Raw genomic sequence first — 15,425 nt, 5'->3', positions numbered from 1 at the left:
AACCGGTGGTCAGGAGACGACGACGAGATCGTATTTTGTCAGCAGCCCCGGCAAGCTGTACAGGGAGAACCGGGCTTTTTTCAGCGTATTGTCGTCTGGGTTCAGCACCAGGTTATACGACGTAGCGAAATCGGCCTGCGTCAGGTTGTTGCCTTCAAACCGGGTCAGTTCCAGATTGCAGTTTCGGAAAGCGGTTCCGGTCAGGTCACATTGCAGGAAAAAGGCTTCTTTAATGGAACAGTCGGCAAACAGCGCTTTTTTGAGCTTACGGTTCAGAAACACCACATAGTCAAGCCGGCAATCCTGACACGTAATGTGAAACCCGAACGGGTCACATACCCCAAAATCCACGTGGGGCAGCTTGCAGTTAATAAAGCTGACGTCGTACAGCCTGGTATTTTTGACGACAACGCCGGTTAGGTTGCAGTCTTCGAACCGACAATCCACAAAGCTGGACCCGGCCAGAGACACCCGCGCCAGGTCCAGCTTTTTGAACGTACACTGCTCGAACGACTGATCCTGCCACGTGGCAACAACCTCGTCTGCCGGACCGATGATCTGGTCATAGAACTCCATACGGCTGGGGCTTAAACGGCGACGGGGGCTTTGATGGCCGGCCAGGGATTATAGTTGTCGAGCGTAAAATCGTCGAAGGTAAAGTCGAAGATTGACGTCACGTCCGGGTTCAGCCGCATGGTCGGCAGCGGGCGCGGCTCGCGGGCGAGCTGCGTCTCGACCTGCTCCAGGTGATTCAGGTACAGGTGCGTGTCGCCCCCGGTCCAGATGAACTCGTTGGCTTCGTAGCCACACTCCTGCGCGATCATCATCGTCAGCAGGGCGTACGAGGCAATGTTGAACGGAACACCCAGGAATACGTCGGCGCTGCGCTGGTACAACTGGCACGACAATCTGGGAACCTCCTCCCCCTTCAGGGGGTCAGGGGGGGCCACGTAGAACTGCATCAGCAGGTGGCAGGGCGGCAGGGCCATACTCGGTACGTCGGCCGGATTCCAGGCCGAAATAATCATCCGACGCGAATCCGGGGTCGTCTTTAACTGATTCAGTACGTCCTGCAACTGGTCAATGACTCGTCCATCGGGCGCGGCCCAGCTCCGCCACTGCTTCCCATACACCGGACCGAGGTCGCCGTTTTCGTCGGCCCATTCATCCCAGATGCTGACGCCGTTATCCTTCAGGTACCTGATGTTCGTGTCCCCTTTGATAAACCACAGCAGTTCGTGGATAATCGACTTTGTGTGTACTTTCTTGGTCGTCAGCAGCGGGAAACCATCCTGGAGATTAAAGCGCATCTGGTAGCCAAATACGCTAATGGTGCCGGTGCCGGTACGGTCGGTCTTACGGGTGCCGTTGGCGAGTATATGACGGAGTAGGTCGTGGTATTGTTTCATTTATGCGGTTGCTGAACGGTAGCAGCAGGTTTTTCAGATTTAAAGGCCGATGGATTGTTGACAGCTGAATAAATGCCGTAACCAAGACCTCCTATCATGCCAAGCATGATAAACAGCAGGTAGCTGATTGCATAGGCAACGATTGAACGCCACAAAACAGAAAAGAACCCTACCCGGCGCTGGAATAACTGATAGTACGTCAGGGCGTAATAGCCAAACATCACCACTAACGATACCCCCATAACGGTCTTATACGCTTCAACTGATCCGCCCAGCGCCCAGAACAGGACGACAATCGCCAGCGATATCAACATTGTAAAGTTGGTGACAAACGTCTGGATGACCATCATTTCGGGGTAGTTGTAACGCTGCCGACGGAACATCAGCCAGTTGCCGAACGCGAAGAACGGAATCATTATAATATAAACCAGCGTCTGATTCCGATCTATCCACTCAAACATCTGGGCCTGGAACGCTTGTGCACCAGCAGAGCCTTGTTTTGTATCAAACATTGCCTGACTGGCCTTCATGTAGCTCACCCCAAGACCGTGCTGTACGAACAGCAGAACTGCGCCGAGCATCAGCAGCAGGGCCAGCGGCCGGTAGTGATTAACCCGTTTACCTTCCAGAAACTCGCGGATGGTATGACCAGGGCGGACAATTAACTGGCGCAGGGTGTAGGCAATACCGTGGTCAACGTGCCAGACACTGTGCGGAATCTCGTGCCAGATGTAATGCCAGTTGATGCGGTGGGTATCGGCGCGCTGGCCGCATTGACTGCAATAGCGGCCCGTGTACTCATGGTCGCAGTTCTGGCAGGCTACCACCTCACTGGTCAGGTGGTCATGATGATGATGCGATTGCTTGGTAGAGTTAACCGAGATCATGTCGAAAAGGGGTTTGCCAAAAATAACGAATATATGGCTTTTGTTTTACCCCCTTTCGCAGATAAACGATCGTTAACAGAACAATAAAGGTATCCGGGGAGTGCACAACGTACGGCAGGCCCTCCGCAAATACCTTTACTCTGTAGTTACGCTATTTCAAACGAATAGGTAATCTCAGCCGTTGGGCGAAGCTGAGCCGTTGCCGAACAGTATTTGTCCATCGACAGGTCGATGGCCCGCTGCACCTTGTTGGCATCCAGCTGGCCTTTCAGCAGGTACGTGATGTGGATCTTCTGAAACGGCGCGGGGGTGGCGTCTTTCTCCCGCAGGCCGTCGACGCGCAGGCGAAAATCGTCGATCACCTGCTTCTGCTTTTTCAGGATCAGGATCACGTCAATGGCCGAACAACTGGCGAGGCCCATCAGCAGCATTTCCATCGGCCGGGCTCCGGCGTTATGGCCACCGATGTCCGTCGACCCATCAATGTCGAGGGCAACACCGGCCGTGCCAGTAGCCTGAAAATGAAAAGCGTCGTCGACGCGCACCAGCTCAACGTGCATGGTATTAAATTGTTGAGCTGATTCAACCGTTTGAGAATCAAGCATTGTATTGTTGCGTTTATAAAGGTACGTTCGTATATTCACCAACCCAAACCGAGCACTCCCATGTCCGAGAAATTCACTGAAGATCTATTCGACCTAAAAAACGACCGTCGGCTGAGTGTGTACTTATATCGGGCGGGTTTTGGCTGCTGGCTGCTCTACATCCTGTCGGGTGCGCACTTTCTGCATGCCCTCCGCATGTACCGAACAGATTTTGGTATCTTCTCGTTCTTTCTGATGGTGCTGGGTCTGTCGGCGTCCATGATTTACGACTACCATCATCACCCCGCCGAGTTTGAGCAGAAGAAAAAGTGGCTCGCCGTCGGGTATCTGGTACTGGCCGGCTTAATCTACTTCCTCATTCTGCGCGATCAGCCGGTAACGTTCCAGGGCGTCTTCGGGTCTAACTCATTGTTCAGTCGGTTCTAATGACCCGACCCATTCCGGTATGCAATGAATCAACTTAGAACAATACTTCCGGGCCTCCGGAGCGGAACGCCTGTTTTTCTGTAACCCCTGCGTTGCCATCAAAACCTGTTCGATGGCCAGACCCATGAGTTTTCCAGCCGCTGCCGTAAATCAGTAATCTTAAAACTTCCGCCCCATCATTTTATCCCGAACGGCCTTGAATTCGGAGCCGGGCTTCCAGTTCGGGAAATTCGTTTGCGTAGCCAGCCGGTACCCTACGCTGAACAGAATCTGCATGTCTTCGATCGCGCCCGAAATATCCCAGTCTGGCGAATAATTGTCGGCGGTTGTGTGATAGCGGGTCAGGTTATACTCCTCAAACTGCGCATTGCCCCAGGCCGCGCCCTGAGTCACCGAATTGACACCGGCTTTCAGATACAGCGACGGTACGCCTACTTTGGCAAAGTTGAAGTGATCAGACCGGAAGTAGCTGCCCGCCGACGGATTGAACTCGCCCCGGATTGTGCGGTTTTGCCGGGCCGCAGCCGCCACTACGTAATCGTCCAGTTCTGACTGCCCTTTGCCGACAATGATGATGTCTTTCGTGCGGCCGATGGGCTGCAGGGCGTCGATGTTCAGGTTGGCCACGGTTTTGTTGAGCGGAAACACAGGGTGCTGCGCGTAGTATTCCGACCCCAGCAGCCCCTGCTCTTCGGCCGTAACGAGCAGAAACACCACCGAACGAGCCGGTTTTGTTTTTAATCGGGTGAAGGCTTCGGCAATTTCCAGCACGGCGGCCGTACCGGTCGCGTTATCGACGGCTCCGTTGAAAATCGAATCCCCTTTGACCGGCACGCCCTTGCCGAGGTGATCCCAGTGAGCCGAGTAAATGATGCATTCGTCCCGGCGGGTCGTGCCCGGCAGCACCGCCAGTACGTTCCGGGAAACGGACTCCTTGAGGGTGCTGTTCAGCGTAACCGACGCCCGAACGCCCATCGGCACCGCTTTGAATCCTTTCTGACCGGCCTGCCGGAACAACTCCGTCGACAGCCCGGCCAGACTGAACAGCTTCCGGGCGGCATCGAGCGTCAGCCAGCCTTCTACCAGCGCCCGCGACTGGTTATTGTCACTGGCTTTCAGGTACAGTTTCGACCCGGAAAAGCTATTGCGAACCACCGACCAGCCGTAGCTGGCGGCTTTTGATTCGTGCACGATCAGCACCCCGGCGGCTCCCTGACGGGCGGCTTCTTCGTACTTGTAAATCCAGCGGCCGTAGTACGTCATGGTGTTGCCTTTGAACAACGTACTGTCGACCGAGCCGGGGTCGTTTACCAGCACCACTACGGTCTTTCCCTTCACGTCCAGCCCGGCGTAGTCGTTCCAGCCAAACTCCGGTGCTACAATGCCGTAGCCGACAAACACCAGCTCTGAGTTGGCCAGCGACACCTGTTTCTGCACGCGGGGGGTTGTTGCCACGAAATGGTCCAGCGGCCTGAGCGACACCGTTTCCGTTTTTCCCTGCAGCACCAGAGGGCCCGCCGGTACGGACGTGATATCGACCATCGGTACATCCTGAAAGTAACTGGTGCTGTTGCCGGGCTGCAGCCCCAGCGTTTCGAAGGCCGTTTTGAGATAGTTTATGGTTTTGGTTTCGCCGGCCGTGAACGGTTTCCGCCCTTCAAACGCATCAGACGATAAGGCCTGAACGTGGCGGGTAAACGCTTTCCCGTCGATCAGGGATTGGTCCGGCTGGGCCTGGCTAACAAAAGCCCCCAGCAGCAAACCGGCTACGAACACTGGTTTCAGGAATAAAGGACGTGTGGGCATAACAACAGAATGAACAATGGGTTATCGCAGTACCTTGGTGATTTCATTCAGCTTCTCCATCTTCTGGACGAAGTCGCCTTTGAGCTGATTCCGGATGGCCGTCAGGTTGTCGAGGGTTTCCTGCAGGCTGTCGGGCAGAATCTCTTCCAGCACCTCACGGAACCGTTTGGCAAAGGTAGGCGATTTGCCGTTGGTCGAGATGGCAATTTTCAGGTCGCCTTTCTTCACCACCGAACTCAGGTAGAAATCGCACAGATCGGGGGTATCGGCTACGTTGACCAGAATTTTCCGGGTTTTACAGTCCTGCTGCACCTGCCGGTTCACGGCCTTATCGTTGGTGCCGACAATGACCAGGTCCCGACCCTGCAGATGGTCGGCCTGGTAACGGTCCTGAATCAGGGTGAGGTTGGGGTGCTGCTGCGCCAGTTCGCGGATTTCGTCGCGAATCTCCGGCGCTACGAGCGTAACGGGGGCGTCGGGGGCGTTCGAGAGCAGGGCCGTTAGCTTTTCGAGCCCTACGTAGCCACCGCCGACGACCAGCGTCTGCAGGTAATCAATCTTAACGAATATCGGGAAGAGTGTATTCATAAACAAAGTCGTAAGTCGCAAGCCGGCAGGTTGCAAGTGTCTTTCCAGCACACTCGTCTCCTGCACAAACTTACAACCTACGACTCGCAGACTTACGACTTTGTTTTTTTAAAACTTAAATCCGACGTTGACGCCCAGAATCCGGCGCTTCGAGTTCGTCGTGTTTTTCAGCACATCGGCAAAACCGTAATGATACACGAAACCGACCATCAGCGGACCGGCATCAAAGCCCAGGCTCGCCAGACCATTGATTGTCGAGTTGTTAAAATTAGACCGTTCAAAATTAAAAGCGTTATTATTGACACCCAGGGGCGTAGCGTATTCAGCACCGACCTGCAACCGCACCGCCGAAATGCCGCGATCCGACTCGGCCAGCTTGAAACCGATGTAAGCCGGGATGTGCAGGTATTTCTGATCGATGTTATTGATGATCCCTTCGGCCGACGTACCATCGCCGGGCTGATAGAAATCATTGCTGGAGGTCAGATATTCGGCTCCGATCTGGCCATAGAGTCGGCCACCGCCCCTGACAAACAGACCCAGCTGGTACCCCAGCCGGCCACTCAGCTGATTGCCTTCTACGTCTTCACCTTCAAACCGGGTTGAGTTGGCTCCGGCGTACACACCCACCGTAAAGTTTTTGTAGTCTTCGCGCTTCTGTTTTTTCTGCGTTTTTTCGGCGTCAGCCCGCCCGTCGTCGTAGCCTTCATCATAGGCCTTTCCCAGATCGAAGCGATCGAACCGCCGTTGATCCATCCGTTCTTCGCGGTACCGATTGTCGTAATTGTCGCTCTGTTCGCGCCGACGAACGTAGTCGCGCCGTTCATCCAGAATATCATCCACACTTTGATTCCGGCGATCATCCTGCCGCTCACGGAGCCGTTCGTCCATCTCATACCGGTCGCGGGAGTTGTACATCCGGCGATCGTCCTGATAGCGACGGTCGTCATCACGTCGGACGTCGCTACGCCGGTCATTCATCCGATACTCATCCCGACGGTTGGACCGGTTGTCGTAATCCTGGTAACGATCATACCGATCGTTGTACGAGTTCCGTTGGCCGAACACCATACCTGTTCCAAATACCCCTACGGCCAGCAGGGCTGCTGTTACATGATTTTTCATAACGTATTGAGTTAACTGATACCACTTTACTCTCACCTATGAAACTCCAGCCGGAAAGGAATGTTTACTAAATTACTAGAGTAAAATCCGACTGAAACTAAAAAAACCGCCATTCTGGGCGGTTTTCAAACGGTAGTCTGCTGGTCTTAGAACTTGAAGCCAACGCTGGCACTCACGATTCGCCGTTGCGATCCGGGAAAGCCCGTACCTTCCAGCGCATCGCTCAGCCCGTGGTGATACGTCAGGTCGATCAGCAGCGGACCGATATCGAAGCCCAGTTGCCCCAGGGCGTTGAACGTACCGCTCTTGATTTCCGAGTTGCTCAGGTTGAAATCGCCACTGTTGGAATTGATCCGGTTCGCGTATTCAGCACCGACCTGCAACCGCACCGCCGAGATACCCCGGTCTGACTCGACCAGTTTATAACCGATGTATACCGGAATCTGTACGTACTGAATGTTGATGTTATCTTCGATTTCACTAACTGATGAGCCATCGCCCGGACGGTAGAAATTCGAACTCGACGCAAAATATTCAGCGCCCAGTTGACCGTAGAGCCGGCCACCACCCCGCACGAAGAAACCTGCCTGATAACCCAGACGCCCTCTCAGATTATCGCCGTCAACATCCTCTCCGCTGAAACGGGTGGAGTTCAACCCGGCGTAAATACCGAACACAAAGTTTTTATAATCCTTCGCCCGCTTGTCGCGCATCCGGGTGTCGGTAGTCGTGCTGTACGTATCCGTGGTCGTTGTCGTGGTTGTACCGTAACTGTTCGTAGCAGGCGCCGAATTTACCGACGTACCCGTGTTGAAGCTTCCCTGGGGCGCCGTTGAATACGTCTGGTTGCCGGAGGTTGGGCTCGATGGCGTAACCGTGTTGGACGTTGAATTGATCACCCGGGTACTGTCGGTCGTTATGGGCGATGGATTTGGGGGCGTTGAAGGCGTGTACGAAGTTGATCCCGTAGTATTCTGCGCATTCGCAACGCCAACCGCTAAAAGCAGTAAACAAGTGAGTGCCTTTTGCATAATTCAATTAGTTTATGTGTACATGTGATTCGATCACCCGAACCACAACCCTACAACATCTATATGACAATTATGTTTATTAAATTACAACTACTAATTGTTCATATACGGTTTAGACAAGATATGATCCACGAATAATGCAAAAAAGCCATCCTGATCAGGATGGCTTTTTTGCATTATTCGTGGTCAGGCCACATAACCGCTCACTGGCGGTCTGATCGGTTTAAAAACGCAGGCCCAGGTTCAGACCAACGATCTGGCGCTTGGTATCAGCACCCTGATCAAATACGTTCACGAAGCCCCGGTTGTAGAACGCGTCCAGCGTCAGGGGGCCAAGGTTGATACCAATATCAGCCACTCCATTCAGGATCAGGCGGTTCACATCGTCATTACCGAAGTTAAAATTGTTGTCGCCAATAGCGAACAGCGTAGCCAGTTCAGGACCGATCTGAGCGCGGAAACCCAGCGGACCACCCGCCCGAACACCGATGAAGATAGGCACGGCAATGAAGTACTGGTCGATACGGTCGCGCAAATCGCCTACTGTCTGACCGCCACCCCGCCGGAACAACTCTGTTGATGAAGCCCGGAATTCAGCGCCAATCTGACCGAAGACGGTACCACCAGTACGACCGTACAGACCCAACTGATAGCCAACCCGGCCCGTTGTTTCGTCGCCGGCAATCGGCTCACCGATAAACTGCGATGCGTTCACCCCGGCGTAGATACCAAAACGGCCCTGCTTACCATCCGCCCGGCGACCATTGGCGTCGCGGTTAGAGCTGGTGTTCATGCTGCCCATATCCGTTGACGTCGTGGTTGTGGTCGTCGTGGTTGTGGCGTTATTGTAATTGCTGTTCGTGGTCGGCGTACTCATTGAGCCAGTCGATGAGTTGGTATTCATCGGCGATGTCATCTGCGTATCCGTCGTACCTACCCGCGCCGTGTCTGTCGTTGTTACCCCTGTGTTGGCTGCCCCGGAACTGTAAGTAGATGTACTCGTTGTTGAGGACATAGTTGAGGTGGTCTGACCATACACAAGACCAACCGAAGACAGGCCTAAAGCCAGTAAAGTGTGTTTGATTTTCATAGTTGTCATAACGTTATATAGTGAACAAAAAAGGGTGTATCCACTCGGATACACCCCATATAACTCGTTATGTCGTATGATGTTTTTAGATTTTACGCAACTGCTTAAAACTATTAATCAGACCGTTAGTAGAGCTGTCGTGATTTTCTACCGGCTCATCGTTCTGAAGTTCCGGTAAAATCCGGCTCGCCAGTTGTTTACCTAGTTCCACACCCCACTGGTCGAAACTAAAGATATTCCAGAGTACACCCTGGGTAAAAATCTTGTGTTCGTACAGCGCGATCAGGCGACCCAGCGTACGGGGTGTCAGCTTCTGAAACAGGATTGAATTTGTCGGCCGGTTACCCGAAAACATCTTGAACGGGGCCAGTTTGGCAATCTCGTCTTCGCTTTTACCAGCCTTACGCAGTTCCTCGGCGGCTTCTTCTTCGGTCTTGCCGTTCATGAGCGCTTCGGTCTGGGCGAAGAAATTGGCCATCAGAATTTTATGATGATCGCCGATGGGCCGCTGGCTAATGGCCGGGGCCAGAAAATCGCACGGAATCAGCTTCGTGCCCTGATGAATGAGCTGGTAGAACGCGTGCTGGCCGTTGGTACCGGGTTCGCCCCAGATGATCGGGCCGGTCTGGTAATCGACCGGGTTACCGTCGCGGTCCACCGACTTGCCGTTACTTTCCATATCGCCCTGCTGGAAATAAGCCGCGAACCGGTGCAGGTACTGGTCATACGGCAGAATAGCCTCCGTTTGCGCCCCGAAGAAGTTGTTGTACCAGATGCCGACCAGCGCCAGGATCACCGGCAAATTCTGCTCAAACGGCGTATCGCGGAAGTGCTGGTCCATGTCGTGACCACCGGCCAGCAGTTCTTCAAAATTCTCAAACCCGATGTACAGTGCAATGGAGAGCCCAATGGCCGACCAGAGCGAGTACCGCCCCCCGACCCAGTCCCAGAATCCGAACATGTTTTCGGTATCGATCCCGAACTTCGCCACTTCCTTGCTGTTCGTCGACAGAGCCGCGAAGTGCTTGGCGATGGCCGCTTCATCGTTGGCCGCATCCAGAAACCACTGGCGGGCGGTCTGGGCGTTGGTCATCGTTTCCTGCGTCGTGAACGTTTTAGAAGCGATCAGAAACAGGGTCGTTTCGGGGTTCACGACCTGGAGTGTTTCGTAGATGTGTACGCCATCCACGTTTGACACGAAGTGCACCCGCAGGTTCTCGCTGGCGTAGGGCTTCAGCGCTTCCGTCACCATAACGGGGCCGAGGTCGGAGCCGCCGATGCCAATATTCACGACATCGGTGATGGCTTTGCCGGTATACCCTTTCCACTCGCCCGACCGAACGCGCCCGCAGAACGACTTCATGCGGTTCAGCACCTCATTTACTTCCGGCATTACATCCCGGCCCTCAACGTTGATCGGCGTATTCGACCGGTTGCGAAGGGCTACGTGCAGCACGGCGCGGTCTTCGGTCTGATTGATCCGGTCGCCCGAGAACATCCTGCCGATCGCGTCTTTCAGTTCCGCCTGTTCGGCCAGTTGCAGCAACAGTCCGACGGTCTCGTCGGTAATCCGGTTTTTGGAGAAGTCGAGCAGAATATCCTCAAACCGGCGCGAAAATTTCGTAAACCGCTCGGGGTCTTCGGCAAAGAGGTCGCGCAGGTGGCGTTCTTTAACGGTTTCGTAGTGGCTCTGGAGCTGGGCGTAAGCCGGAAGGCTGGTGAAACGGTGACTGGCAAGCATGGGGATTGAGTTTGGGGTTTGTAGTTTGTGGTTCGTGGTTTGTAATTATCGGCGACTGCACTTACCTACAAACCACGAACTACAAACTACAGACTGATTTCGTCGGCGCGAATATCGGCTAATTCTTCCATCGACTGCAATCTTTTTGCTCAGAATACGGTTTCGTTGGCAACAGCCTTGTTTCTCGTTACCTTTGTTCAATGAATACGACTGCTGCCGATACGCTTTTCGACTATGACCGCTGGCAAGCCTCTTTAGCAACCGATGCCCGCGTCTATCAGCAAAATCAGCCCTACCCGCACATTGCGCTGGAGAATTTCCTGGAGGAATGGGCCGCCGAAAAGGCGTTGTCCGAGTTTCCGGCGGTAGGCGATGCGGGCTGGATTCATTACGTACACGTTAACGAGAAAAAGCATGGTCTGAACAAAATGGATCTGCTGCCGCCGTTTATCCAGACGGTGATTCGGGAGCTGAACTCGCCCCGGTTCGTTGCGTACGTCAGCCAGTTGACGGGTATCCCGAATCTGCTGCCCGACGAGTCGCTCGAAGGGGGTGGTCTGCACCAGTCCAGGCGCAACGGCTTCCTGAACGTTCATGCTGATTTCACGGTTCACCCGCACAAGCGCAACTGGCGCCGGCGCGTGAACCTCCTCATTTACCTCAACCCCGACTGGAAACCCGAATACCGGGGCGATCTCGAACTCTGGGACCGGCAGATGACCGGTGTGGTGCAGAAAATTGCGCCGATCTTTAACCGCTGCGTCATTTTCAACACCGACGAAGATTCGTACCACGGTCTGCCCGACCCGATTCTATGCCCGGAAGATATGACCCGCAAGTCCATTGCGCTGTATTATTTCACCGAAGAAGCCGTTACGCCTACGCTGCGGGCGACTAACTACAAAGCCCGCCCGAACGATGGTGCCAAAGCCATTCTGATCTGGTTGGACAAGAAAGCGGTGGCTACGTACACGACCATTAAACGGGCGCTGGGCATCGACGATGAGTTCGTCAGCCGGGTGCTGCGTTTCCTGGGGGGTAAGAAGTAATACCGTTTCCAGACCATTTTTGCCTAATTTTACGGCCCCGCTGCTTCGGCAGGTGGGGCTTTTTCGTAGTCAACAGTGTCGTTAATGAACCAAAAACTTTTCTTTTCCATCCTCTTTGGCGTGCTGGGCGCCCTGTTATTCATCCCGTTTCTGGGTGGCGTTCGTCTGTTCGACTGGGATGAAATCAATTTTGCGGAGTGTTCGCGGGAAATGGTTGTGCTGGGTGATTACCTCCGTGTTCATGTCGATTTTCAGCCGTTTTACGAAAAACCACCGTTCTTTTTCTGGTGCCAGTCGCTGGCCATGCACCTGTTCGGCACCAACGAATTTGCGGCTCGTTTTCCGAACGCCGTCTGCGGCATCATCACACTTATTTACCTGTATAACCTGGGTTATAAGCTGCACGGCCACCGCTTCGGCCTGCTCTGGTCGCTGGCGTATCTGGGCTCCGTTACGCCCCACCTGTATTTTCGCTCGGGCATTATCGATCCGTTCTTCAACCTGTTCATTTTTATTGGCCTGGTCAACCTGATCTTTGCCTCGTGGAAACGCGAAAGCCTGTCGGGCATCAAGCTGCCACGTAGCGTCTGGGCCTATTTGTTCATTGGTGGGTTTGTACTCGGGATGGGCATTAACACCAAGGGGCCGGTGGCGTACCTGATCGTTTGCCTGACGCTGGGCGTTTACTGGATTTTGAGTCGGTTTCGGTGGTTCATCACTCCGCTTCAGTTTATTTTTTATTCCGTAGCCGCCACACTCATTTCCCTGGCTTGGTACGGGCTGGAGACGTATCTGCACGGCCCGACGTTCATCCAGGAATTTCTGACCTACAACTTCCGCCTGTTCAAACAGCCCGACGCCGGCCACGCCGGTTTCCCGGGCTACCACTTTGTGCTGCTGCTGGTCGGCTGCTTCCCGGCGTCCATCTTTGCCATTCGCGGACAGGGACCGCTGTTTATCGAGCGGCCGTATCAGCGGGAGTTTAAGCGGTGGATGCTGATTCTGTTCTGGGTCGTGCTGATTCTGTTCACCATCGTGCGCTCCAAAATTGTGCACTACTCATCCATGTGTTACTTCCCGCTCACGTACCTCGCCACGCTGGCTCTGTTGCAGCTCGAAGACAACAAAATCCGGATGAACAACTGGATGCGGGCCGGGCTGATCGTTGTGGGCGGTATCTACGTACTGGCTACCCTGGCTCTGCCCCTGCTGGCCCTCTTTGGCATGGACTACGTCCGGGCGGTGGCCGATCAGGATGCGTTTACGCAGGGCAATCTGAACGCCCAGGTAAACTGGACGGGCTGGGAAGTCTTACCGGGCCTGTGGCTGCTCATCGTGCTGATCGTGAGTCTGCGGTGGTTCAACCAGCGCGAAACATCACGGGCCATCGTAACGCTGTTTGGCGGGATGGCCGTGTTCATCACCCTTACGTTGTGGTTTTTTATCGGCCGGATCGAAGCCATTTCGCAGGCGGCTGCCATGCGTTTTTTTGAAAGCGCCCAGGGAAAAGACGTGTACGTAAAAGCGTTTGGTTACCGCAGTTACGGGCCGTTCTTCTACACCCAGAAACCAGCGGTCACCAACCCGAATTACTACAATCCCGACTGGCTGGTACGCGGTAAAATTGACAAAGACGTCTGGTTCAGCCAGAAGGTGACGGAACAAACCGCGCTGGATTCGCTGCCGGGTATCCAGAAGGTGAAGGAAGAAAATGGATTCAAGTTTTTCGTGCGGAAGGCCAGGTAACAGGTCGGGGCCAGGTCGCGACCTGGCCCCGACGTTATGCTGATCAGGACCGGACGAACAGCGCCTGCGCCATCGTCCGCAGCCGATTGTGCGCAACGTACGCCCAGATCAGCAGCAGATACATCGAAAAATCCTGGTAGGATACCGGCAGGGCCATGTTGTTGAAGTAGTACCGGGTTGAGGTATAAACTAGCTCCGGCGTAAACCCAACCATATTTTCGTAGCCCAGGACAAGCGTCAGGCCGAGGACGAAAAACAGGTAGCTTGATTGCCGGTACAGGAGCAGAATCGCCGAAATCCCCGTGGCCGCAAAGCCAGCGTAGTGTTTCCAGGTAAGCACCAGGTCGGTAGTTGAAGCGACGTAAACCGAATACAATTGCGCGATGGTCAGTACAGCGATGATGAGAGCGTAGCCATAGAACTCCTTCAATTGGGCTCGTTGCATAAATGTTACAGAGGGTATATTGTTTTGTACAATCGGTGAAACTATAAAATTAAGCCAAAAACCAATTACTCACATCGACTTTACAGAATTATTTAACTGCGTTTTCCTGGAATAGAATAGGATTGGCCGGATCATCTCCTACGATGACAATAGCCTGCCGACCGGTTTTTCGCCGACCCGCTTCGGCGAAGCAAAGTCCGGTGCCCTTGCCGTCCCCGGCTGGTTCATCGGTAAAAACGGGCCGGGAGAACTGTCCCGATGTAGCGGGAAAAGCGGGTCGAGCAACGACCGTTCCGCCAGCGGAGGTACGTAGAACAGGAAAAGGCTTACTTTTTGCACGAAACCAGGTACAGGCACAGGTAGCCAGCTTCATAAAACACCTTACGAAAGGTCTTTCGCGTTTTTTAAGTAAAACCAAAACAATTCATTCACGAAGCGAATACATAGTATGCTACCAATCCAGAGTGAGCCGTTATACGTATACATTTCATTGAAATTGTTATACATCCCACCAAAATTGAAATGAACACATTTTGGCACTCGCTCAGGTCGCGGCTTCAACGACTTATACCCGGCGGCTACTTCCGCAATGATCCTTTCCCGCCCATTGCCAAAACGTACCGCCTGTTGAGTGAACGTGCTATTTACCAGCGGAGTTATGAGCACGTCGAAGCCATCGAAATCCACTATAGCTATGATGCAGACGGCCTGCTCACTACCCGCCGGATTTTACGCTATGGCCCCGTCCCCTACTCCTCTGAAACACAGTACATCTATAACGCCGATCAGTATCTCACGTCGCTGAAGGAAAGCGAACAGCTTCAGAGTGACATTCAGGAATTTCAGACCACCGAAAGCAGGTTTACGTATGATTACCACAACGGCAGGCTCATCCGCGAAACCGAAAATCACCGTCCGGCTAATGAGGTACCGTATCAGGATATCACCGACTACGTGTACGACGCCAACGGGCAACTGAGTCAGATCACGTACTCCCTGCACGAACAGTCCCATTTTCAGATCGACCGGGTGTACACCTTAGGTGCGCCGGGTCTCGTTTCCGAACGCTCGCTGGTCACGGACCTTCGCGACTTTACCCAGCGATCGTTTTCCCGACGCTGCCGCTACGATGCCAGCAATCGCCTGATCCGGATCAGCGGGGATACGTACCGTATGCAGTTCCGTCACCAGTCGGTTGGTCGCTCGGCCGAAGTTGCCAAAGCGCCGTTCAAAGGCCATCCTGTACTTCCGTATTTTCCGTCGAACATCGAAAACCGCTGGATCAACAGCTACGGCCTCTTTCGGCGGTCGTCTTTTTCGGACATATACGGCAATCGCTCCCGAACGTATTACGACCACCAGCTGAACGAGTTCGGCCTGCCTACCGAAACCACCGAACGTACGTTCTGGCGCGACGGCAATACTGAACTGATCCGCCGGGCCTACACCTATTCCAATTAAGTTTTTGTTAACTTAC

General features: G+C 53.9%; 16 protein-coding genes. 4 read left to right on the top strand and 12 right to left on the bottom strand.

The annotated features are described in order from the left end of the window. Window positions 1–9: 9 nt before the first annotated feature. The 4 genes from DYU11_RS09615 to DYU11_RS09600 all read right to left on the bottom strand — a co-directional run bounded on the left by DYU11_RS09615 (window position 10) and on the right by DYU11_RS09600 (window position 2,901). The gene (locus DYU11_RS09615) at window positions 10–576 is read right to left on the bottom strand and encodes a pentapeptide repeat-containing protein (RefSeq protein ID WP_119667423.1); all 567 of its coding nucleotides are present in this window, start codon (window positions 574–576) and stop codon (window positions 10–12) included. 11 nt (window positions 577–587) lie between these two features. Beyond that, window positions 588–1,409, bottom strand: a complete 822-nt coding sequence (locus tag DYU11_RS09610) for a thymidylate synthase (protein WP_119667422.1) — start codon at window positions 1,407–1,409, stop codon at window positions 588–590. Then, window positions 1,406–2,296 carry a DUF3667 domain-containing protein gene (locus DYU11_RS09605; RefSeq protein ID WP_119667421.1) on the bottom strand — a complete coding sequence of 297 codons (891 nt, stop codon included), beginning with the start codon at window positions 2,294–2,296 and terminating at the stop codon, window positions 1,406–1,408. The genes DYU11_RS09610 and DYU11_RS09605 overlap by 4 nt, the downstream gene beginning before the upstream one ends. A 146-nt stretch (window positions 2,297–2,442) precedes the next feature. Beyond that, window positions 2,443–2,901, bottom strand: coding sequence for an OsmC family protein (locus tag DYU11_RS09600; protein ID WP_009280878.1), 459 nt, complete (start codon window positions 2,899–2,901; stop codon window positions 2,443–2,445). 60 nt (window positions 2,902–2,961) lie between these two features. On the opposite strand from DYU11_RS09600, the gene DYU11_RS09595 reads away from it, so the two are divergent. Beyond that, a complete protein-coding gene (locus tag DYU11_RS09595) occupies window positions 2,962–3,327 on the top strand; it encodes a hypothetical protein (RefSeq protein ID WP_119667420.1) in 366 nt (121 codons plus the stop codon). 159 nt (window positions 3,328–3,486) lie between these two features. Here the strand turns inward: DYU11_RS09595 and DYU11_RS09590 are convergent, their stop codons facing one another. The 6 genes from DYU11_RS09590 to pgi form a co-directional block, all read right to left on the bottom strand. Next, on the bottom strand, window positions 3,487–5,133 hold the full coding sequence (locus DYU11_RS09590) for a M28 family metallopeptidase (RefSeq protein WP_119667419.1): 1,647 nt from the start codon (window positions 5,131–5,133) through the stop codon (window positions 3,487–3,489). Window positions 5,134–5,154: 21 nt separating this feature from the next. Beyond that, window positions 5,155–5,721: a precorrin-2 dehydrogenase/sirohydrochlorin ferrochelatase family protein gene (locus DYU11_RS09585; RefSeq protein ID WP_119667418.1), complete on the bottom strand. Its 567-nt coding sequence runs from the start codon at window positions 5,719–5,721 to the stop codon at window positions 5,155–5,157. 108 nt (window positions 5,722–5,829) lie between these two features. Continuing rightward, entirely contained in the window at window positions 5,830–6,846 is a 1,017-nt protein-coding gene (locus DYU11_RS09580) for a hypothetical protein (protein WP_119667417.1), read from the bottom strand. Window positions 6,847–6,992: 146 nt separating this feature from the next. After that, complete coding sequence (locus tag DYU11_RS09575) at window positions 6,993–7,877, bottom strand: porin family protein (protein ID WP_119667416.1); 885 nt, start codon at window positions 7,875–7,877, stop codon at window positions 6,993–6,995. A 223-nt stretch (window positions 7,878–8,100) separates the two neighbouring features. Further along, window positions 8,101–8,967, bottom strand: coding sequence for a porin family protein (locus DYU11_RS09570; RefSeq protein ID WP_229365745.1), 867 nt, complete (start codon window positions 8,965–8,967; stop codon window positions 8,101–8,103). Between the two features lie 85 nt (window positions 8,968–9,052). Further along, entirely contained in the window at window positions 9,053–10,708 is a 1,656-nt protein-coding gene (gene pgi / locus DYU11_RS09565) for a glucose-6-phosphate isomerase (protein WP_119667415.1), read from the bottom strand. Window positions 10,709–10,908: 200 nt separating this feature from the next. Between pgi and DYU11_RS09560 the strand changes: the two genes are divergently transcribed. Both DYU11_RS09560 and DYU11_RS09555 read left to right on the top strand, forming a co-directional pair. Further along, window positions 10,909–11,757: a 2OG-Fe(II) oxygenase gene (locus DYU11_RS09560; protein WP_119667414.1), complete on the top strand. Its 849-nt coding sequence runs from the start codon at window positions 10,909–10,911 to the stop codon at window positions 11,755–11,757. Between the two features lie 84 nt (window positions 11,758–11,841). Then, a complete protein-coding gene (locus DYU11_RS09555) occupies window positions 11,842–13,503 on the top strand; it encodes an ArnT family glycosyltransferase (protein ID WP_119667413.1) in 1,662 nt (553 codons plus the stop codon). Window positions 13,504–13,546: 43 nt separating this feature from the next. Here DYU11_RS09555 and DYU11_RS09550 read toward each other — a convergent pair whose 3' ends face one another. Together DYU11_RS09550 and DYU11_RS33185 are read right to left on the bottom strand one after the other, a co-directional pair. Further along, window positions 13,547–13,948 carry a hypothetical protein gene (locus DYU11_RS09550; RefSeq protein WP_119667412.1) on the bottom strand — a complete coding sequence of 134 codons (402 nt, stop codon included), beginning with the start codon at window positions 13,946–13,948 and terminating at the stop codon, window positions 13,547–13,549. A gap of 88 nt (window positions 13,949–14,036) precedes the next feature. Then, window positions 14,037–14,321, bottom strand: a complete 285-nt coding sequence (locus DYU11_RS33185; RefSeq protein WP_119667411.1) for a hypothetical protein — start codon at window positions 14,319–14,321, stop codon at window positions 14,037–14,039. Window positions 14,322–14,470: 149 nt separating this feature from the next. On the opposite strand from DYU11_RS33185, the gene DYU11_RS09540 reads away from it, so the two are divergent. Then, a complete protein-coding gene (locus DYU11_RS09540) occupies window positions 14,471–15,409 on the top strand; it encodes a hypothetical protein (protein WP_119667410.1) in 939 nt (312 codons plus the stop codon). Window positions 15,410–15,425 lie beyond the last annotated feature (16 nt).

Origin of the sequence: Fibrisoma montanum (genome assembly GCF_003583365.1) — a bacterium.
In the GTDB taxonomy this organism is placed as follows: Bacteria; Bacteroidota; Bacteroidia; order Cytophagales; family Spirosomataceae; genus Fibrisoma; species Fibrisoma montanum.
The sequence above is the reverse complement of the archived record's forward strand: the minus strand, read 5'-3'. Positions and strand labels throughout refer to the sequence as shown.